The sequence below is a fragment of the Coleofasciculus sp. FACHB-1120 genome, from assembly GCF_014698845.1.
GTDB lineage: Bacteria > Cyanobacteriota > Cyanobacteriia > Cyanobacteriales > FACHB-T130 > FACHB-T130.
This window is the reverse complement of sequence record NZ_JACJTV010000005.1, coordinates 1-19,398: the sequence shown is the minus strand read 5'-3', so window position 1 is coordinate 19,398 and position 19,398 is coordinate 1. Positions and strand designations below refer to the sequence as shown.

The following is a 19,398-nucleotide window of genomic DNA, read 5'->3' as shown; positions in this document are numbered from 1 at the left end:
CATCCGTGATTAGCAGCCAAATTTGGGATTTGGCATTTTAGATTAAAGAACCCATTCTTCAATTGACTGCTACTCACTTAGCTCTAGCGGTAATTGCCGATGTAGTACTGTCGGTAAATAAACTTTTTCTACCGCAGGCGTACACCCCAGCCATTGTACTGAAAGTTTTGCAAACTGTTCGGGACAACCGCTCACAGCAAATCGAGTGGCTAGAGGGGGGCGGGTGTTTCTCAGTCCGAGTAAATCCAGCTCTTGAGCAGCCGCAGCCGCTACATGAACTGCCGGATCGCATAGCTTTACAGACCGAGGCAGAATTGTCTTGAGGACGGGGGCTAAGTGAGGATAGTGGGTACAGCCGTAAACAAGCGTGTCAATCCGATGGTGCAGTAACGGTGCCAGGTATTCCCGCGCCACTTCCTGGGTGTAAGGGTCATGGATGCGGTTTTGTTCAATCACCGGCACAAACTCTGGGCAGCCCACTTGCCAAACCTGGGCAGTGGCATCAACTTCTAAAATCGCGCGGCGATAAGCGTTGCTAGCGGCAGTGGCTGGGGTGGCGATGACCCCAATCCGATTGCCTAGCTCAACAGCCGCGCGGGCACCCGGTAAGATCACTCCCAAAATCGGGAGAGAAAACTCAGACCGCACTGCCTCCAAAGCGAGAGCAGAACTGGTGTTGCACGCCATGATCACCATTTTGACGCCCTGCTGCATCATCCAGATGAGAATTTCGCGCACAAAGTGCAAAATTTCTGCCTGAGAGCGAGTGCCGTAGGGCAGTCGAGCCGTATCGCCAAAGTAAAGAATCGATTCGGATGGCAGCTGCCGGTAAAGTTCTCTCAATACCGTCAGCCCGCCGACTCCGCTATCAAAAATCCCAATTCTGGCTCGTTGAAGAGCCTCATTTGTTATTTGTTCCTGATTCATGATTAATCAACCACTCCCCACAACCCGACATTTAGAGACTTTATTGTTGAATGTACTGTAGAATCCCGCGAGCGATCGCTCTTGCCATCTGGCTCTGGTAATCTGGCGAAGCCAACTTAACAGCCTCTTGTGGGCTGGTAACAAAACCAACTTCCACTAAAACAGCGGGCATCGAACTCTTCCTCAATACATAAAATCTCGCCTGCCGTACTTTTCGATCTCGGATATCAACGTTTTGCAAAATACTATTGTGAATGGTTTGCGCTAAACGCGCTCCACTAGAGTAATAGTAAGTCTCCAGCCCCTGTACATCGGGACGCCCACCAATTGCATTGGCGTGGATACTAACAAATAAATCAGCATTGGCTCGCTCAGCCATCGTTACTCGCGGTTGCAAGTCTACGAAATAGTCATCCTTTCGCGTCATCACCGCCTGGATGCCCTGTTGCTCCAGCAATGCCGCTACCTGCTGTGCAATCGGCAAAATCACATCGACCTCTCGTAGACCCCTATAGCCGATGGCTCCAGGGTCTTTGCCACCATGTCCGGGGTCTACAACCACAACCAATCGTCCAATGCGGGGGCGGCGTGATGGTGAAGGCGGATTATTAGTCGTTGGCAACGGCACGCGAACAGGCCCCGTGGGCGGAACCCGAACCGGACTTGTGGGGGGAATTACCGATCCAAGGCGACTTCGTTGCAGTTGCAGTGCTAAAAGTTGGTCGCTCACCTGATTGAGTTCCCCAACCTGCACCCCTGAGGCTGGTTGCACCAGAATGACCACAGTCCGCGAGTCTTGCTGCTGCAAACGCACCCGCCGTACCGAAGTGGTGGCATCCAATTGAGGTCCCCTAACTCGGTCAGCCAACTGAGCCGAAGGAATGGTAATTCGATAAACTCCCTCTCTTGCATCCCATCTGCCGGTGTACCTGACAGACGCATCCGCCCGAATTAATAACTGGGTTCCAGAAGAAGCGAGTTCAACCGATTGAATCGTGGCTAACTGATTATTCGGACGGTTGGTGGGGACGGGTCGGTTTGGTGGAGTTGAAGGCGGTCTAGACCCCCCCGAACTGGGAGAGGGTTGATTTCCAGCCAGTGGCGGACTTTCAATGTCGCCAGCACTCGTACCCTTCGGCAAGATGACAATGCCACCAAAATCGCTAACACTTGCTAGCCAGTCTGGACCTTCTCTCGTCACGTTCATCGTGACGCGAACGATTGAGGGTGAAGTATCGACTTGGGACAATAAGATGCGACTGACACCATAGCGATTCACCGTCGAAGAAGGCGATGAAAGACTGCGGGAAAGGGTTGCGCCTCGTAGGTCAAACGTAATGTTTTTGCGATCGCTACTCCGGTTCACCTTAATAATCTGCGGGCGACCCCCATTCGTCTTTAGGAAAAACCCATCTCGCGTTACCTGCACATCTTCGATTTGAGCAAGCGACCCAACTGTTACGTTTGGAGGTGTCTGACGAATCGGTGGGCGACTCAGCACTGGGGGCGGCGAAGGATTTCTAGGAGATTGATTGGGAATCGGCTGACGGGGTGAAGAATTTGGCCCCTGCGCCACTCGTTGGGGCCTTGGTAATTGCACCGACCACTGGCTGGGGGAAGCTCCTCGAACTAGCACTTGTTCTGGATCGAGGGTATAACCAGGGTCTAATTCAATTACCATCCGAGTCGTATTGCCCTCAAACTGTCCGACTCGCAGAGAACGCAGCGATCCAGGCAACTGCTGAGTTGCTGTTGGGCGTCCCAAGCTGGTACCGGGCAGATCGATGACTACACGTGTCGGGTTGGCAAGCAGTTGCGCTCGCGGTTGAACTCCATCATCCGTTCTAAAGTCTAGTCGGTTCTGATTGGCATCAAAACGCCAATACACCAGTCTCGCTGCATTAGCGGGAAGTGAAACGAGAAAAATGCTCAAGAAACTGGGTAATAGCCAGTAAAATCTCACTATCGTTGCTCCTGAAAAAGGCAAAGACCGTAATAATCGGCCTGTACGCTGTAGACCTGTTTCGGATGTTTTCGGTTCACATCCGGTGCATTGCAGTAAACAAAGTAAATGATTTTAGACTGGGTTGAACAATATCACGACTTTGGGCGCAATGCAGAATAATCGACTAGGCATAACTTTTTTCGCTGGAAAAAGCCAATTGCCATCGGAAGATGCCTGGTGTATGGAGTCTCTCATCAGAGATTTTTGCTCCCAGGGTTTGGCAATGATGACGTCTTGATGCTGCCTATCCCCAAGTCGTGCGAGTCAGCACTTTTCTCAAAGCGAGAGAAACCTTTTGAATCCAATAACCAACCCCAAGGGACGTAGATAAAGTGACTTAAGTTTCACAAAAACCGTTCACTGTTAGTTTTTTGCCAGTAGGTACTACGTAGTAGCTAGTAGGTGTTGATTGTATACCACCACTACCCACTACCCACTAATGACTAATCGCTTTCCCTTGCAGGAACCAATGCCGCCTCCTGAAACACGAACCGTAATCACAGAGGTGCTAAATAAACCTGTAAAAATGACCATCATCAATAATTGCGGAGACAAAGCACTGCTGGTAGAAACAACAGAGGCAAAGACTCGCCCAGCTTCGCCTCGTAGAATCATCCCGATGCCAATCGCTAATCGGTTGATCTGATGGATTGGGTGGAGTTGGATAGAGTGTGGTCAATTTTGCTGCGCGATCGCACAATTGAATCCAGCCGCTGAAATTAAAGTATAAATACTTACCATACCCCAGATGGCAGTGGACAGAGCGATGGATCGAGCTTCCCCTTGTTACTCACTCGATCCTCTGAGTTGCTAAAACGGTAACTGCTTACACTTCTTGGCTGCGGTAGTGGCAGATTAGGAACATACCACCGGCAATGCCGGAAAAGCTGCTAATGCAGTTCTAGTATGAAAAAACACGAGCCAATGAATCGAACCGTTCCATTTCCCGCAAGTTCCTGGTATCAGCGTCAGGCACTCTCTTTCGCCGTGGGTCTTTTAAGTGTAATCATGACTAATCCAGCGATCGCCCAAGAGAAAATGTTGCGAACCATCACTGTAACTGGCAGGGGAGAAGAATCGATTGCGACAACGTTAACGCTGGTGCGGCTGGGGGTTGAGGTTCAGGGTAAAGTGGCGGCAGATGTGCAGCAGGAAGCAGCACGACGCTCGACCGCAGTGGTGGAGTTGCTAAAATCTCGCAATGTCGAAAAATTACAAACCACCGGCATTAGCCTGAATCCGACTTACAGCTACGAAAACAACGTCCAGCGTCTGACTGGGTATACCGCCACCAACATCGTTAGCTTTCGAGTCAATAATCAAACAGCCGGAACGCTTCTGGATGAAGCGGTGAAAGCTGGGGCGACGAGGATTGAAGGCATTAGTTTTATTGCTGCTGATAGTGCGATCGCGACCGCTCAAAAGCAAGCTTTGCGCGAAGCGACTCAAGATGCCCAAGAGCAAGCTGATGCTGTTTTGAGTGCCCTGAATCTCACCCGCCGGGAAGTCGTGAACATCCAAGTCAATGGTGCTTCTGCGACGCCGCCACCCCCAATGCCCCTAGCTGACATGGCTTTGCGATCTGGGAAGGTAGAGGCGTCTACACCCGTGATTGGTGGAGAACAACAGGTAGAGGCATCGGTGACTCTACAAATTACTTATTAGGAATATCTGTGGGCTTTTGCCCACTTGATATTTCTGAGGAATTCGATAATGGATTTTAGGACAACTTGCGATCGCGCATGAACGACAACGCCTTATGCTAACACCAGAATACTTTCCGCTTCACTGTCTCCAAATTGGCTGATAATGTCGAAATTGTCCCGCAAGATTTGCACGATTCTATAGGTTGAACAATTGCCAATGCGAAGGTAGATGAATTTCGGCGGATGACCGTAGAGAAGACTCCGTTGATGGAAGTCAGAGTCTTTGGAAACAATGGCGAAATCATTCGCTTTGGTGTATTCCCAAATCAGCACATCCTCAGTTTGGATAAGTGCCAGGGTTTTAACGTGTGCTGAGTCGGGATACAAATCTGCAATCTGGGGAACGATTCGGTCGGAGAGGTTTTCGTCCAAAAGCAGTTTCACAAGGATGCCACGAATAGCTTTTTCTCACGATCTGCGGCAAAAGCAAGACAAGCTTTGATGTCTTCGGAGGTGAGTTCAGAAAAGTCTTCTAGAATCTCTTCTTGGGTCATTCCGCTTGCGAGATATTCTAAGATGTCGTACACCGTGATTCGCATTCCTCGAATGCAGGGTTTACCGCTGCGCTTACCCGGTTCAATCGTAATGATGTTGCGGTAGTCCATGAGTCTTTAGTGAAATACGTTGATGTCCATACATAGTATCGCCAGTGCAAAGCTAGACTGGGTGTAAAATTCCATGACCTCTGGAACACCTCCTTCCTGCCCGTTTGTAGCTGGCTCAAAAATTGAAGAGTCTTGGCGATTTGTCGGTCGTAAAGATGAATTACACACCATAGCATCCCGGATGAGCGGCGTGCAGCTAACCAGTGTTAATGTTGTTGACGACAAGCGAATTGGTAAATCTTCCTTGCTGTCTCACTTCTCTCATACTTGGGAACAGCGAGTGCTGAACCCTAACCGCTATGTGGTAATCTACCTTTCGCTTCAAGATGCCGATTGTCACACTGAAGAAGGGTTCTATCAGGCAGTAGCCGAAGCGTTGGTAAAGCCAGTTTCTGGATGGAAACTGGGCTTGAGAAACCCCTTGAAGGCTAAACCGCTTCATCGCCAAGCCTTCTCAGACGCTATCTAGAGATGGAAACAGCAGGGTGTGCTACCCGTTCTCTGCTTGGATGATTTTGAAAGTCTTTTGAAACGGACTGAGGAATTCGATAACGGATTTTATGATAACTTGCGCTCTTTAATGAACGACAATGCCTTGATGCTGGTGGTGGCTTCCCGAAAACCTCTGAGTGTTTACGGGAGTGAGTATCGGTTTGTCTCCCAGTTTTTCAACCTGGGTCACGTTCTCAATCTCGGCGAACTGACTACAGATGAGGTGATGCAACTGGCACGCTTGCCAGCGAGTTCTGTCAGTGGGACACCCCCTGCATTGAGTGTAGATGAGCAACACCATACCGAGAACTGGGGTAAGCGTCATCCTCACTTTCTACAGCTAGCTGGTAGCTGCTTGTGGGAAGCGCGTCAGCAAAATAAGGATATCCGATGGGCGAAAGCGCAGTTTGAGCAATAGTCTAGTCAGTTCAAGTCTAAATCTAATCGCCAGTGGTGGCGTCGTTTGCGGTGGTTAGTTTTGGATTTGCCAGCCCGCTTGGGTAGTATGGCTAAATTCATTGGCGGGACTGTGGATGATGTTACCAACTGGATTATCGGCTTTGTCATCCTGACTTTGCTCGTTCTGGTGGTGGGTGCGCTGCGCTGGGAGCAGGTGAAGGATTTACTGCAACAAGCCTTGAGGAGATAGCAATGAGCAAAAAGATCCCAGCACCTGGGTTTGGGACTTATTTGGCTGAATTTGTCCGTATCCTTTACTGGACTTACTTCAAGCCTTATACGTTCGCCAGTTGGTTGCGCGATATCCATCCAGCACTGAAGCCTGATACCAACCCCCTTTAAAATGCAGGCTGAGCAGGGTGGTTTCATACAAACAGAGAAAAATGAGAATAATGCTTGAAGGTGATTGAAAATCAACCAATGATTCGGATGAATATCATTGAACAATTACAGCAAATCCCAGACTATCGTCATATCCGAGGCCGGAGACATCCATTGTGGTTAGTGTTGTTACTCATCCTACTGGGAGCGATGACGGGATATTGGGGCTACCGACCATTAGAAGATTTCACACGGGTACATCGGCAGAGCTTGGTTGAACTGTTAGATTTACCGCCAAGCGTCCGCTTTCCTTCCTACTCTACATTCCGACGAGTGCTGCGGAAGCTGGATTTTCAGGCGTTGACCGACTTGTTTAATGTCTGGGCAGCAGAATTTGTGCCCTGCACTCCGGCAGAGCAACTAGCTATCGATGGCAAAAGTATTCGTTGTACATTAACCGACTATAGTCAGTCTTATCAAAACTTTGTCAGCAGCGTGTCGGTGTTCAGCCATCAACGGGGTGTTGTGCTGCGGATGCAACCGCTGCACAACAAAGAAAATAGCGAGCTGACGGTGGTGCAGCAGTTGGTGTCTGCCTTTACTGGGAATGCGGTGATGTTTACCCTAGATGCTTTGCACTGCCAAAAAAAACAGTGGCACTGATTCGAGAAAGTGGCAATGACTACTTGATTGGTTTGAAGCAAAATCAGCCCACACTCTGCAAAACAGCCGAGATACAACACACCTCACCGCCCCCCAGCCAGGCAACAGTTGTCGAGAATACTCACCCTCGCGTGAGTCAAGCGCCATGTTCAGGTGTTCCCGGCTCCACCAAAGCTGCAACGGCAATGGGCTGGACTCACTAGCTTCGTGAGCGTCGAACGTTCCGGTCAACGGGATGGTCAGCCGTTTATCGAGACTCAGTATTACATCAGCAGTCAGTCTCAAACTGCTAGTGAGTTTCTCCGTGCCACTCAAGCACACTGGGGGATTGAAAACCGGCTGCATTGGGTCAAGGATGTTACCTTCGCTGAGGACTTTCCATTACGACGGGGCGGTAATGCTCCGGTCAATTGGGCGATATTACACAACTTCTTTATCACGATTGCCAGATATCTTGGTTTCCGCACTATCCCACAGGCACAACGGGCTTTAGCTAACCAACTCCAGAAAGTTTTTTCTTTTTTTGTATGAAAGCACCCTGCTTTAAAATGCAGGCTGAGTTCCACACCAACCCGCGCCTGCACAACTATGCTCGACAGGTTTTATGGCTATCTGCCGTAGTACCAATCTTTGCTGTGCTGCTAGTGAAACCAGCGTACACCCTGGTCAGTAGTATGCCCCTTGATTGGTTTCTCATCTGCATATCATGGCTAATTGGCTTAGTAGGTTGGTCACTAGTGGTAGCCTCCTACAAAGAACTGAGTAGGCTGATTTCCTCACCCAACCTGTCGTAACGTATTGTGTAGCTTTAAATGCCGACAATTGAGTGACTGAGTATATAGGCGTAATGCTAGAGAGCTTGCCATGAAGTACCAAGTAGAAATGTAAAGTTCCAATTTTACTTTTGGGTCGGACAGTTATGCTTTTTTATATTTGTTCTATATAAAGATAAAGCTAATAAAGTTAATGAGCTTAATGAGCAACTATCCAGACTTTAGCAGCTATGGCTATCAGATTAAACGTTCCTTAGGACAAAATCGCCAAGGCGGACGCTTCACCTACTTAGCGACTAATACCAAGACTCAGCAGTCGGTGGTGATTAAACAATTTCAGTTTGCCCAACCTGGAGCCAGTTGGGGAGAATATGCCGCTTATGAGTCAGAAATTAAATTGCTACAACAGCTCAATCATGCCAGTATCCCTCGCTACTTAAATTCCTTTGAAACTCCAACAGGCTTTTGCTTAGTTCAGGAATATATAAAAGCTTCCTCCCTCGCTCAACCGCGTCATTTCACGCCAGAAGAAATTAAGCAAATTGCCATTGCTGTTCTAGAGATTTTGGTATATCTGCAACGGCAACGACTCACCGTGATTCATCGAGATATTAAACCCGAAAATATCTTGGTTGACCGTTCCCGACAGATAAAGGTCTATCTAGTAGATTTTGGCTTTGCCAGGATGGGAGGTGGAGATGTAGGTGCCAGCAGTGTGGTCAAAGGCACTTTGGGCTTTATGCCACCGGAGCAGCTATTTAATCGTCAGCTAACTAAAGCCTCTGACCTCTATAGCTTGGGCGCGACACTCATTTGCTTGCTGACTAAGACAAAATCAACAGAAATTGGCAATTTGATTGATAAAGATTATCGCATCAACTTTAAGCCTTTAGTCCCCAAGCTGAGTCGGCAGTTTATTGACTGGCTCTCAAAAATGACAGCCCCCAGTCTCCGAGAGCGCTATCCCAACGCGGTTGCTGCCATAGCAGCACTAAAACCAACTAATGTTGTAGACACAGACCCTATTCAAAAACTACTCATCCCTCTCAGAAAACTTAGCGAAAGTTTCTCGGATGCGGTTCTAAACACAGGACAATCAAGTGATGTTGGCGAACATGGCACAATCCCAAAATTAATCGCCCATCTTAGAGAACATGGCGTCAGTTTCTATAAAGTTGCTACTCAAACCCCAAAAGCTAGAAAGCAAACCATAGTTATTGGAACTACTCTGATTGTTGTCGGAGTAGGCATCACTTCTTATTGGCAGAACCGTCATGTGAGGCAGTTGCTGAACACCCAAAAATGTGTAGCCTGTAATCTCCAAAACGCCAACTTAAGGGATGCCTATCTGGAGGAGGCTGATTTGAGGGGAGCTAACTTGAAAAAGGCTAATCTGGAAGGTGCCTTTCTAAAGAGTGCCAAGCTGAATGGAGCTAACCTCGTAGGAGCCAAGCTGAATGGAGCCAACCTGGCATCTACCAGGTTGGAGTGGACTCGCCTGGAGAATGCCAACCTGCTAGGTGCTAACCTCGAAATGGCCGTCCTAGTAGGTATCAATTTGGCAGGTGCTGACTTGAGAGGTGTCACGCTCAAAGGTGCCACACTGGCTAATGTCAACCTGGAAGGTGCCAACCTAGAAGGCGCTAACTTGGAACATATCAGCTTACAAAGAGCTTTTAACCTGAGAAAAGCCAACCTGAAAAATGCCAATTTAGAACGTGCCAGTGCCTACTTAGGAAGAAACAACCTAGAAGGTGATGATCTGAGCGATTTTGATCTAGGAGAAGCCAACCTAGAACGTGCCAATCTCGCAGGTGCTGCACTGCCAGCTATCAACTTGAGAGGAGCCAACTTGGAAGGTGCCAACTTGGAAGGTGCCCATCTGAGAAGATCCAACATGGAAGGAGCTAACCTAAAAGGAGCTAATCTGGGCGGTGCCAATCTCAAAGGTGCCAACCTAGAAGGAGTAAATCTCGAAGGTGCCAACCTGAAAGGTGCGATTATGCCTAATGGCATCAGATATTTAAAGTGAACCACAAAGCACGTAAAGAAGTCGAGACAGTTATTTCCATCGTGCTGGAACGAGGCGGCGAGTATTTCCGGGAATTGAGGAAAAGTCTAACAGATAGCGATCGCAACTTACTACAGAGTCTAGTTTACAAAGAAGCGATCGCACACCAAGACACAATGATTTTGCAGACAAAAGAGGATGGCTAATGCTTCCAAGCGCTTTTGGTGGAGAAGTTTATCAAACGTGTAGTGATGGAAATTTGATATCTTCTCAACCCTCTAGCCAAGTCAGCATCCTTATAGTTGAGATGACGATCTCAGATGTCTAACCAATCCCATAATTCTTGTTGCTTTTTCTTCATGCTTCTGAGATGACGAAGGAGAACAGCCAAGGGATTGATTCCCTGTAATAATAGCAAAGTCATCCAACAGAGAGCCTTGAGTTGACTGAAGGGTGTCGGTCGGGTTAGCGCCTCATGGATGGCGATTCGGGCTTCATCAAGAAAACTGTCATACTCCCCAATAATTGTAGATTCATGGAACACACCAGCGTTAATGCCATGAATACCACTCACCCAGTCTCTTCCCATCAGAATTCTCTCCAATAGACTAACCTCAAGGTGGTATAAGTCGTGGTAGTGAATCCACCTGTCTCGGACTCGGACAGGCCGATCGCCGATTTTGACCAGAATTAGGCTGATACAACCCAGCATTTTCTTGAGGCTGACGATTCTGGGATTGTTTACGCAATAGCTGAAGTACAACCTCACAAAGGTAACTCGGAAAGTGCGATCGCCAGATGAACCAAATTTGTGTTTCTTGTCAGCACAAACTCGGTTGGGAGTTTGAGAGACTTTCCCTGTGGTTGGTGTTGGCGTGTCAGTGCTGGAAAGAGTCGGACTACAAGCTTCGTCCAGAACTAGAAACAAGTAATAAGGAACTTCAGAATAGCGCTTTTTCAATCTCCACCCTAGCTTGTTATCCGCTTGTGAACCGAGACACTGCTTTAAGCGGCGCTTTAGGTCACAGCGATATTCTTGTAGAGTGCTAGCTGGTAGGTGTTGGTGATACTTGTGAATGACAAAAGCCCGCAGCAGCAATTGCTTGAGGCGGGCAGCAAAAACGGTATCTTTAGAAAGGGAAGCCCCTCCTCCCCACAATGCTTGGTTTAAAGCCATTTTTTGTCGTTTCGAGAGTTGATTTTGTTGAAGCCGCGTCCCCAATGTCTTCTTCATGTTCCGCAATTGGTATCCGAATGCTTAATCACGTCTGTATATTTAGTTCGTGACAAGTTCAGATTTTTTTGGGAATTTGAGAAGCATTATTGATATGGCAATACCAGCAAATTAGTTTTTCGGGGTAGCACCTGAGGGACTCACTCCATTTAGAGCGAGTATTTTCGGGAATTGTGGAGAAGTTTGAAAAATAGCGATCGCAACTTCCTCCGGTGTCTAGTTTCTGGGGAAACTCTCACAGCCCAAAATCCCAAGATTGTCCGAAAACTGGTAAAGAAAGAAATATTGCATCAACAAGGCGATAGCGTTAGCGAAGCGAGGCGTTAGCCTAGCGCTGACTTGTCAGTTCGCATCCTTTTGCCTTTAGAGGAATAATAGGCAAGCGTTTCAGCAATTCCTTCAGGGTAATTTTATATATAAAAAGTACCATTAGCGATCGCTCGTGTCAGAATGCGATCGCCCGAAGGGAGAATGGTAATAGCCCCATTGCGCTTTGCGTATACTTCAAGATGCCTTTGTCTCAGTAGATTCAAATCTAACTTTTCGATATACAGCGTCTACGCTAAGCTCGACTTTATCCATTTGCAGCGATCGGAGAAAAGGGACAAGACATAAGTGTGAAGACCGCCAGAGTTAAACTGGCAATCAATTCTGAACAATGGCTGCTTGCCTTACTTCAATGAAAAATACACCATCATTACATCTTGGACATTACCTGAGAATAAACTTGTTCCACCCGCTCTAATTCCAAGTCGGAAAACTCATCGACAGCCCAGTTAGCCCAGCGTTGCAGCATATGAAACGGGTAAGTATGCGCCACTCCCAGGACTGGTATACCGGCAATCTTTGCAGCTTGAATTCCGGCTGGGGTATCTTCAATCGCCAGACACTCCGATGGCAGTAGGTGGAGATGAGGATACTGCTGATTGAGGCGTTCCACTGCTAGAAGATATCCATCCGGTTCTGGCTTACTAGCAGTGATGTCGTCACCGGCAACAATGACGCTAAAGAACTCAGCCACTCCGGCGCGAGTTAATACCAGTTCTACCTCGGAACGAATGGAGCCACTCACTACACCCAGTTGCAATTCTCGCATCCGCAATTGGTTAATGAAGTCTTCCAAGCCTGGATAAATTGGCAACTTTTCCAGCGCCTCCAAGCGTTGCTGGTAGGCTTGCGCCTTGCGATTCACCAATTCGGTTAAATAGCTTTCGGCAACAAACCTACCGCGATTTTTCAGCAGCTGATTGAGACAAGCGCGATCGCTCCTGCCTAAACAAAATTGTCGGAAATCTGCTGGTTTCGACCGCAGATTCTCTGAAATTAGAACTTCATCAATTAGTTCGCGGTGGATTGCCTCATCGTTAATAATGACCCCGTTAAAATCAAACAAAACTGCCTTCAAAGTCATGCCATTGTGCCAAAAGCTGGGGCACCAAAGCCCTCCAAATTCTCATTGTCTGCCGTGTTACTGGTCGCTGTCCGGGATGTTGATACCGAGTTAGAGTTTTTAACTGGGATGGGTTTGATGCCTCTAGTAACTTGGTGTATCCACAACACATCCTGAGTTTGCACCGCTTCAAATCCGACTGTTCCCATCCAGGCATCTACGCTATCACTGGCGTAAGCCCTAATGTACGGCTCTTCAAAAATATCACTTAGCCAATCTACTTGGCGAATCGTTTTCTGATTGCCATCGAGAATCAATACCTCTCCCCCAGAGGTCAGCAGGCGGAAGCTTTCCCGCAAAATGGCGCGAGATACTGGGGGTGGTGTCTCGTGGAACAACAACGAAGCCGTTACCAGGTCAAAGGACGCATCGGGAAGGCCAGTTTCTTCAGCATTCCCGTGCAAAAATTGGATGTTTCGCTGTGCTTTTTTGGCTTTGTAGTCAGCCATCACCAGCATATAAGGCGACAAGTCTAGACCAATGACTTCCGCTTGCGGGAAAGCTTGCTTTAACATCAGCGTTGTGGAGCCGGTACCGCAGCCTAAGTCTAAAATCCGTCGCGGTTGCCCCCCAATTGCATCAATCAAGCTTTGGCGTACCCAAGTTTCGTTGGGAGGCAAGGCGTACTGGGTAATCGGGTCGTAGGAAACCGCCGCACCGGAGTTAAGATAACCGCGCTCAATGCCGTGGAAGTTTTGGCTACTGTAGTAGGAAGGATAGGAAAGATTGGGTTTACGGAAGCGATCGCCCTCTTGCTCCCAATCCACACTCTCATAGAAACTCCGCAGCTTCTCTTCATCAATCAACAGCCGAACCACAGGTGCTAAGAAGCGCTCATAGATTGAGTTCTTGCCAACCGCCATAGGAATTTCTCTGCGTTGTTGTAGATTACCTGAGGAGGCGTTCTCCTCTTTACAAATCTTAATGCTATTTATAACTCAGAAACTCTTCCTACGGGCGTCTTTGGGAGATGACAAACCCGCAGCGCCTCATGTATTATAAAAGTAATACAAAAGTATTATTAGCAAAACTACCTCAGCGCAGATTGCGATCGCGACCGATAGTAGGCTTGCAGCGTCACGGATCTTTAATATCAAATATCAGCGGCAAACGTTTATGCCATACGAAAAGCTAGAAATTTCAACCCCAGTGCCAGTACTATCTTGGGCAAATCATGCCCTCGGTTCCGATGAAACTAAGATGGCAAAGAATGTTGCCTCCCTGCCATTTGTATTCAAACACGTAGCGCTAATGCCAGACGTTCACCTAGGCAAAGGTGCCTTGGTGGGTTCTGTAGTAGCGACTAAAGAAGCAATTATGCCAGCTGCTGTCGGTGTGGATATTGGTTGTGGGATGATGGCAATTAAAACACCATTTACCGCCGAAAAATTGGAGGGCAAGCTAAAGCAAATTCGTCTGGATTTAGAAGCAGCGATTCCGGTTGGTTTCAATGAAAACAAAGATGTTGAAAAAGCCGTTCTTAACTGGCAGGGTTGGCGAGATTTCAAGGAATTGCATTCAGGGGTGAAACACCTGGAAAGTAAAGCCATAAAACAGATGGGTTCTCTTGGTGGCGGGAATCATTTTATTGAAGTTTGTCTGGATACCGAGAACGCTGTCTGGTTAATGCTGCACTCTGGTTCGCGCAACATTGGCAATATGCTGGCACAAAACCATATTGGCACGGCTAAAGAACTCGCGAAACTAGCAAGCGATCGCTTACCCGATCCAGACTTAGCTTACTTTGTCGCTGGTACATCAGAATTTGCCACCTACTGGCACGATTTACAGTGGGCGCAAGACTACGCACGTTTCAACCGCGATGTGATGATGGCGCGTTTTAAGCGGATTGTCGAAAAGCATCTCGCTGGTGGTAAGCAGACTAAGCCACTGTTGTCAGTGAACTGTCACCACAACTACGCCGAAAAAGAAGTGCATTTTGGCGAAGATGTATATGTCACTCGCAAAGGTGCAGTCCGGGCACGTGAAGAAGATTATGGCATTATTCCCGGTTCAATGGGGGCAAAGTCCTTCATTGTAAAAGGGAAAGGGAATGCTGAAAGTTATTGCTCTTGCAGTCACGGCGCTGGACGTTTGATGTCTCGAAATAAGGCAAAGAATGTCTACACGTTGGATGATTTGATTCAGCAAACAAATGGTGTAGAGTGCCGCAAGGATGAAGGCGTTTTGGACGAAATTCCTGGCGCTTATAAACCGATTGAGCAAGTCATGGCTAATCAAGCGGATCTGGTTGAAGTTGTGGCGACGCTGAAGCAGGTTGTCTGTATTAAGGGTTAAGTAATAGTCAGAGAAATATAGAGACGCGATCGCTGCGTCTCTATATTTCTACATCTGCGTATTTACAGCAGTTTTTATCCGAGTCCAATCCAAAAATAGGGTTCTACTGATGCTTTTGGGTTCAACCGAGAGCGCTAGCTTATGCGTTCTTTGCCCGTTGCTGTTTTAATGCTACCTTGATGCAGATGGAAATGTCGTTGATGAAAAAAATTGGCAAATCGATCGAGAAACCTGGAATCAGCCTGATGGTGTTGTTCACCCTACCATGCCTTCGATGAGAACCTTATCGTTTGGAGCGGGTGCAACGGCTTGGATTTCGCAGAAGTTCATTCCAGAAAAACCCTTTGGTGGAGAACTCTTCTTTAGAGATGGCAACTGGCGAACGAGTGCTGCGATCGTGTATGGAGAAAATGATCAGATGTTCTCGAATCGTACACATTCGAGAACATCTGGGTTGTTTCTCTGATGAATCAGCGAGTTCAGGAACTTCAGAAATTTCGGGAAATTGGATTGGGAAAAAACGCTCCATGATTTCTGATTTGAGCGTTTTCCCTGAAGAGGAAACCCAAATATCCTTCGAGCAACTCAGTGGCGATAGCGAAGCGCTGCTGCGTTCGCCCTTGGCGTTGCCGAAGGCTAGCGCAGATCGCAAGATGATTTCGCTTCCTGGAGGCATGATTCTAATGCTTCCTGAAATGGTAACGGTTGATCAACCGATTCAGATTGCTGCGGGTCAACGAACAGCAGACCATCAATTGAAATATTTTACGGCTGACTATAATGCTGCTGGTGCGTTTACGTTATTAATCTCTGCAACGTTGCAACAGCAGACCTAAACATAACAGATTGCATAGAAGGAGTACATCATGACTCAATACGATTATGTGGTGATTGGTGCAGGTTCGGCAGGCTGTGTTGTTGCTAATCGCCTGACAGAAGATGGTGAAACAACCGTGTTGTTGCTCGAAGCAGGTAATCGGGCGACTAAACCTGAGATCCAAGTTCCTCTAGCCTGGACAAGTTTGTTGGGAACTGAAGTAGATTGGGCTTACTGGACTGAACCAGAACCACACCTCAATGGACGCAAAATCTTTCAGCCACGCGGAAAAGTTGTCGGTGGCAGCAGTTCGATCAACGCCATGATCTACATTCGTGGTAATCGTCACAATTTCGATCATTGGCAAGAACTCGGCAATCCCGGATGGAGTTATGAAGATGTATTGCCCTACTTCAAGAAATCAGAAAATCAGCAGCGAGGCGCATCAGAATTTCACGGTGTTGATGGACTCTTGAGCGTCACCGAGCCTCTAGCGCCTGCCGTCACCTCAGAGCGATTTGTTGAAGCCGCAGAGCAACTAGGCTATGGTCGCAATCCCGATTTCAATGGCGCACAACAAGAAGGCGCAGGACTGTATCAATTAACCATCAAAGATGGAAAGCGACACAGTGTAGCAGCAGCATTTCTCGTGCCGATTCTCGATCGCTCTAATTTAACCGTACAAACGGGTGCGTTAGTGACTCGGCTATTGTTTGAGGGAACTTGCACGGTTGGGGTCGAGTATCTGCACGAAGGAACGCTGCACCAAGTTTATGTTAATCAGGAAGTGATTCTATCAGCAGGTACATTTGAATCGCCTAAACTGCTGATGTTGTCTGGTATTGGCAATGCAGAATACTTGCGATCGCTAAACATTCCTGTCGTTGCTAATTTACCCGGTGTGGGTCAGAACCTTCAAGATCACGTTAATGTCCCAGTAACACACCAAGCAACTCAAGATTTGCAACCCGCCCCAACCAGCAACATCGCGGAAGCCGGATTGTTCTTACATACTGAGAGTAATTTGAATATTGCGCCAGATTTGCAGTTTTTCTCGGGTCCTGTTTTATGGGCACCTCCTGCTTATGCCCGCTCTGGTTCGGGATTTGCTGCTACAGCCTGTCTGAACCATCCCCAGAGTCGCGGCAGTGTTAGTCTGCGTTCTGCTTCCCCTGTTGACTCACTCGTAATTCGGATGAACTATCTCCAGAGTGAGTCCGATGTGCAAAAGCTGGTTGCAGGCATTAAAATTATCCGTCAACTGTTCCACTCAAATGCATTTGATGAGTTTCGAGGTGAGGAAGTTGCTCCCGGTGCTGATGTAACCAGTGATGAAGCACTTCAAGCTTATGTTCGGGAAGTGGTAGACACGAACTTTCATCCGGTTGGCACTTGCAAGATGGGAACTGACTCAATGGCAGTCGTAGATTCTGAGTTGCGGGTACATGGCATTCAGGGATTACGAGTTGTCGATGCCTCAATCATGCCAACGCTCACTACAGGAAATACCAACGCAGCCACCATCATGATTGGTGAAAAGGCAGCAGATTTAATTAAAGCTGCAAGTCAGGTTCCGACAGATGTACAGCCAATGGGGTTGCCTCCAGCATCTTTAGTAGCTCAGTAGCAAGGGACAATCAAGAAAACAAGCAGTGGGTTTGGTTAGCCATTGATGTTCAGAAGCGAGAAATTGTCGGTGGCTTAACCCGAACTCACGTTAGTTAGTTGTTTCTGACTGGATGCTAGAATATTGAAGTTAAACAGCTCATAGCTTATGGCTATTAGCTCGCAGCTTGGGGAATTAGCTCAGTTGGTAGAGCGCTGCGATCGCACCGCAGAGGTCAGGGATTCGAGTTCCCTATTCTCCATTAGAAATGTCGATTAACACATTATTTGTCGTCATTAACAGATTAATGTCGCTTAACGTCGTTTTTAACAAATTCGTGTCCTTAAATTAGTGCCGACAACCGTTAACAAATTAATGTCGTCGAGCGAATTTAATTACAAAGTAGGCGAACCTTTCAATCTCGCTTAAATTTGCCACACTATCTACAACTATTATTATTCAAATTACTGGCGCAGCTGTATAACTGTACGTTCGCAAATTAAATGTCGCGATTTGCAGATTAATGTCGTTTTTCGCACAATCATGTCGTTATTGGCAGTTTGATGTCGCTTTCCCCCCTTGAGCATCTGTTCGCAAATTATTGTCGTTGTTGATTGTGAACAGTCGGTTTGTGTGATCGCAGCGCTCCTTTCAACCCCCCTAAGTTGGTGACACTATCTACAACTATTATTATTCCAAGTGCTGGCGCAGCTCCATCACATTTCAACCCACCCCAAGGCGGGAGGGTTGATGAAACGGAGGCCACTTTGACCGGGTGAGTGATGCGGCAGCTTTCAACCCACCCCAAGGCGGGAGGGTTGATGAAACCAGCCGGAATATTCCAGAAACCGAATGGGACGACTTTCAACCCACCCCAAGGCGGGAGGGTTGATGAAACACAAACAGATTAGCTTTGGCTTTGTTAGCTATTGTCTTTCAACCCACCCCAAGGCGGGAGGGTTGATGAAACAAGCGTTGCGAGGTCAGATCCAAAGCTCCACTGAGGCTTTCAACCCACCCCAAGGCGGGAGGGTTGATGAAACCGCGCCCGCTGAAACCCTTGTCTAAACAAGCTGACAAATACATTTTTGTCGGCTGATTTTAAATTAGTCATTTCAGCTCTTTCCCAAGGAGAAAGATTACTGCCGTGAACATCTAAAATCAAGACGGGACAAGAGTTTTAAATGTCTGACGGCTACTCAGGGATATTGATCCCACTTTCAGCCGTCAGAAAAAAATTAGGGAGGGCTCCCCCGAAGGGGACGAGTTCGGAGCCACCACTGCGGTAATCCGCACCCTTATTAGCAAGGATGAGTAATCTGCACCTTTGTTAACAAGGGCTAGGGCTTTGGGAAAACTTACCTTCTCCCTCAGCCTCACCTCATTTTGCTGGGAGCGCACCTTTCCTGTATACTATATACTCCAGTATTCATACACGGGAATTTCCCGACCTATGAAGAAGGTATTCATAGGGGCAGCATCATGGCCGGGTAGCTACCAGGGTTCAGAAAGTAGGACTGTCTTCCGACAGTCAAACAAACCCTAACTTTACACTGTACAGAGGCAATAAGCATGTACAAGCGGCGCTATTAATCTCTTATTATATTTATATTGTCAAGGTTCAGAATCGGTTGACCTAGCTAGCTGATACTTTACGATTTTCATAAGCAGCTAGGACTAAATTCCTGGCTTTCTCTTGAGGAGTGTCCCCATGCGGTTGCTGTGCTTTTTCTGTGGCAATCCCAGCTCTTTGGGCTTTAACCTGAATACACTGGGCTAACCTGTTATAACTCCAACGGTGAATGCTGGCTCGATAATCCTTGGCATAGCAATCTTGAAGCTCTTGATAGCCGGGAAATCTTTGTTCGGCTCTGGCTTTCACTTCACTCTCAGCCGCTTCCCGGATATTTCTCAAGTCAGGTAGTACCTTGTCAAGCTTGAATTGATGGGTAAAGACGCTTGAGCTTAATGCGAGCATCAGCGGTAGTAAATTGCCAATCAATTTTTCGAGAATCTAGATTTCGTTGTTTT

21 protein-coding genes, 1 tRNA gene, 1 pseudogene and 1 CRISPR repeat array are annotated in these 19,398 nt (G+C 47.5%); of the genes and pseudogenes, 14 read left to right on the top strand and 9 right to left on the bottom strand.

Features of this window, described 5'->3' with window-relative positions:
• Positions 1–69 precede the first annotated feature (69 nt).
• From murI to H6H02_RS27015, 3 genes and pseudogenes are all read right to left on the bottom strand, one after another.
• On the bottom strand, positions 70–927 hold the full coding sequence (gene murI / locus H6H02_RS07110) for a glutamate racemase (RefSeq protein ID WP_190816056.1): 858 nt from the start codon (positions 925–927) through the stop codon (positions 70–72).
• Between the two features lie 40 nt (positions 928–967).
• Positions 968–2,890 carry an N-acetylmuramoyl-L-alanine amidase gene (locus H6H02_RS07105; protein ID WP_190816054.1) on the bottom strand — a complete coding sequence of 641 codons (1,923 nt, stop codon included), beginning with the start codon at positions 2,888–2,890 and terminating at the stop codon, positions 968–970.
• A gap of 539 nt (positions 2,891–3,429) precedes the next feature.
• Positions 3,430–3,574, bottom strand: a pseudogene (locus H6H02_RS27015) (cation:proton antiporter); the annotation flags it as partial.
• 264 nt (positions 3,575–3,838) lie between these two features.
• On the opposite strand from H6H02_RS27015, the gene H6H02_RS07095 reads away from it, so the two are divergent.
• On the top strand, positions 3,839–4,597 hold the full coding sequence (locus tag H6H02_RS07095; RefSeq protein ID WP_347342577.1) for an SIMPL domain-containing protein: 759 nt from the start codon (positions 3,839–3,841) through the stop codon (positions 4,595–4,597).
• A 92-nt stretch (positions 4,598–4,689) separates the two neighbouring features.
• On the opposite strand, the gene H6H02_RS07090 is transcribed toward H6H02_RS07095, so the two are convergent.
• Both H6H02_RS07090 and H6H02_RS07085 read right to left on the bottom strand, forming a co-directional pair.
• Positions 4,690–5,022, bottom strand: a complete 333-nt coding sequence (locus H6H02_RS07090) for a DUF5615 family PIN-like protein (protein WP_190816051.1) — start codon at positions 5,020–5,022, stop codon at positions 4,690–4,692.
• Positions 5,019–5,243: a DUF433 domain-containing protein gene (locus tag H6H02_RS07085; RefSeq protein WP_190816049.1), complete on the bottom strand. Its 225-nt coding sequence runs from the start codon at positions 5,241–5,243 to the stop codon at positions 5,019–5,021. The genes H6H02_RS07090 and H6H02_RS07085 overlap by 4 nt, the downstream gene beginning before the upstream one ends.
• 73 nt (positions 5,244–5,316) lie before the next feature.
• Between H6H02_RS07085 and H6H02_RS26610 the strand changes: the two genes are divergently transcribed.
• From H6H02_RS26610 to H6H02_RS07045, 9 genes are all read left to right on the top strand, one after another.
• Positions 5,317–5,712: a hypothetical protein gene (locus H6H02_RS26610; protein ID WP_199329047.1), complete on the top strand. Its 396-nt coding sequence runs from the start codon at positions 5,317–5,319 to the stop codon at positions 5,710–5,712.
• A gap of 57 nt (positions 5,713–5,769) precedes the next feature.
• Positions 5,770–6,153, top strand: coding sequence for a hypothetical protein (locus H6H02_RS26605; protein ID WP_199329046.1), 384 nt, complete (start codon positions 5,770–5,772; stop codon positions 6,151–6,153).
• Positions 6,154–6,198: 45 nt separating this feature from the next.
• Positions 6,199–6,384 carry a hypothetical protein gene (locus tag H6H02_RS26600; protein ID WP_199329045.1) on the top strand — a complete coding sequence of 62 codons (186 nt, stop codon included), beginning with the start codon at positions 6,199–6,201 and terminating at the stop codon, positions 6,382–6,384.
• Between the two features lie 2 nt (positions 6,385–6,386).
• Positions 6,387–6,536 (top strand): hypothetical protein, encoded by a 150-nt coding sequence (locus tag H6H02_RS07075; RefSeq protein ID WP_190816047.1) that lies wholly within the window; start codon positions 6,387–6,389, stop codon positions 6,534–6,536.
• A 60-nt stretch (positions 6,537–6,596) separates the two neighbouring features.
• A complete protein-coding gene (locus H6H02_RS07070; RefSeq protein ID WP_190816044.1) occupies positions 6,597–7,178 on the top strand; it encodes an ISAs1 family transposase in 582 nt (193 codons plus the stop codon).
• Positions 7,169–7,381, top strand: a complete 213-nt coding sequence (locus H6H02_RS07065; protein WP_190816042.1) for a hypothetical protein — start codon at positions 7,169–7,171, stop codon at positions 7,379–7,381. Before H6H02_RS07070 ends, H6H02_RS07065 begins: the two co-directional genes overlap by 10 nt.
• A complete protein-coding gene (locus tag H6H02_RS07060; RefSeq protein ID WP_190816040.1) occupies positions 7,332–7,709 on the top strand; it encodes an ISAs1 family transposase in 378 nt (125 codons plus the stop codon). The genes H6H02_RS07065 and H6H02_RS07060 overlap by 50 nt, the downstream gene beginning before the upstream one ends.
• Positions 7,710–8,153: 444 nt before the next feature.
• A complete protein-coding gene (locus tag H6H02_RS07050; RefSeq protein WP_190816036.1) occupies positions 8,154–9,983 on the top strand; it encodes a serine/threonine-protein kinase in 1,830 nt (609 codons plus the stop codon).
• Positions 9,980–10,168: a hypothetical protein gene (locus H6H02_RS07045; RefSeq protein ID WP_190816033.1), complete on the top strand. Its 189-nt coding sequence runs from the start codon at positions 9,980–9,982 to the stop codon at positions 10,166–10,168. Before H6H02_RS07050 ends, H6H02_RS07045 begins: the two co-directional genes overlap by 4 nt.
• A 110-nt stretch (positions 10,169–10,278) precedes the next feature.
• Here H6H02_RS07045 and H6H02_RS26595 read toward each other — a convergent pair whose 3' ends face one another.
• The 3 genes from H6H02_RS26595 to H6H02_RS07030 form a co-directional block, all read right to left on the bottom strand.
• Positions 10,279–11,196, bottom strand: a complete 918-nt coding sequence (locus H6H02_RS26595) for a hypothetical protein (RefSeq protein WP_199329044.1) — start codon at positions 11,194–11,196, stop codon at positions 10,279–10,281.
• A 697-nt stretch (positions 11,197–11,893) separates the two neighbouring features.
• Entirely contained in the window at positions 11,894–12,607 is a 714-nt protein-coding gene (locus H6H02_RS07035; RefSeq protein ID WP_190816031.1) for an HAD family phosphatase, read from the bottom strand.
• A complete protein-coding gene (locus H6H02_RS07030) occupies positions 12,604–13,509 on the bottom strand; it encodes a class I SAM-dependent methyltransferase (RefSeq protein WP_190816029.1) in 906 nt (301 codons plus the stop codon). The genes H6H02_RS07035 and H6H02_RS07030 overlap by 4 nt, the downstream gene beginning before the upstream one ends.
• Positions 13,510–13,762: 253 nt before the next feature.
• Here H6H02_RS07030 and H6H02_RS07025 point away from each other — a divergent pair, with 253 nt between their 5' ends.
• The 4 genes from H6H02_RS07025 (at position 13,763) to H6H02_RS07005 (ending at position 17,629) form a co-directional block, all read left to right on the top strand.
• Positions 13,763–14,944, top strand: coding sequence for an RtcB family protein (locus H6H02_RS07025; RefSeq protein WP_190816027.1), 1,182 nt, complete (start codon positions 13,763–13,765; stop codon positions 14,942–14,944).
• Between the two features lie 347 nt (positions 14,945–15,291).
• Positions 15,292–15,780 (top strand): hypothetical protein, encoded by a 489-nt coding sequence (locus H6H02_RS27010; RefSeq protein ID WP_347342576.1) that lies wholly within the window; start codon positions 15,292–15,294, stop codon positions 15,778–15,780.
• A gap of 30 nt (positions 15,781–15,810) precedes the next feature.
• Positions 15,811–17,388 carry a GMC family oxidoreductase N-terminal domain-containing protein gene (locus H6H02_RS07010; protein WP_190816025.1) on the top strand — a complete coding sequence of 526 codons (1,578 nt, stop codon included), beginning with the start codon at positions 15,811–15,813 and terminating at the stop codon, positions 17,386–17,388.
• 168 nt (positions 17,389–17,556) lie between these two features.
• Positions 17,557–17,629, top strand: a tRNA-Ala gene (locus tag H6H02_RS07005).
• A gap of 458 nt (positions 17,630–18,087) precedes the next feature.
• Positions 18,088–18,410: a CRISPR direct-repeat array (repeat unit 37 nt; unit sequence CTTTCAACCCACCCCAAGGCGGGAGGGTTGATGAAAC).
• A 593-nt stretch (positions 18,411–19,003) separates the two neighbouring features.
• Here the strand turns inward: H6H02_RS07005 and H6H02_RS07000 are convergent.
• Positions 19,004–19,345 carry a hypothetical protein gene (locus tag H6H02_RS07000; protein ID WP_190816023.1) on the bottom strand — a complete coding sequence of 114 codons (342 nt, stop codon included), beginning with the start codon at positions 19,343–19,345 and terminating at the stop codon, positions 19,004–19,006.
• Between the last annotated feature and the right edge of the window lie 53 nt (positions 19,346–19,398).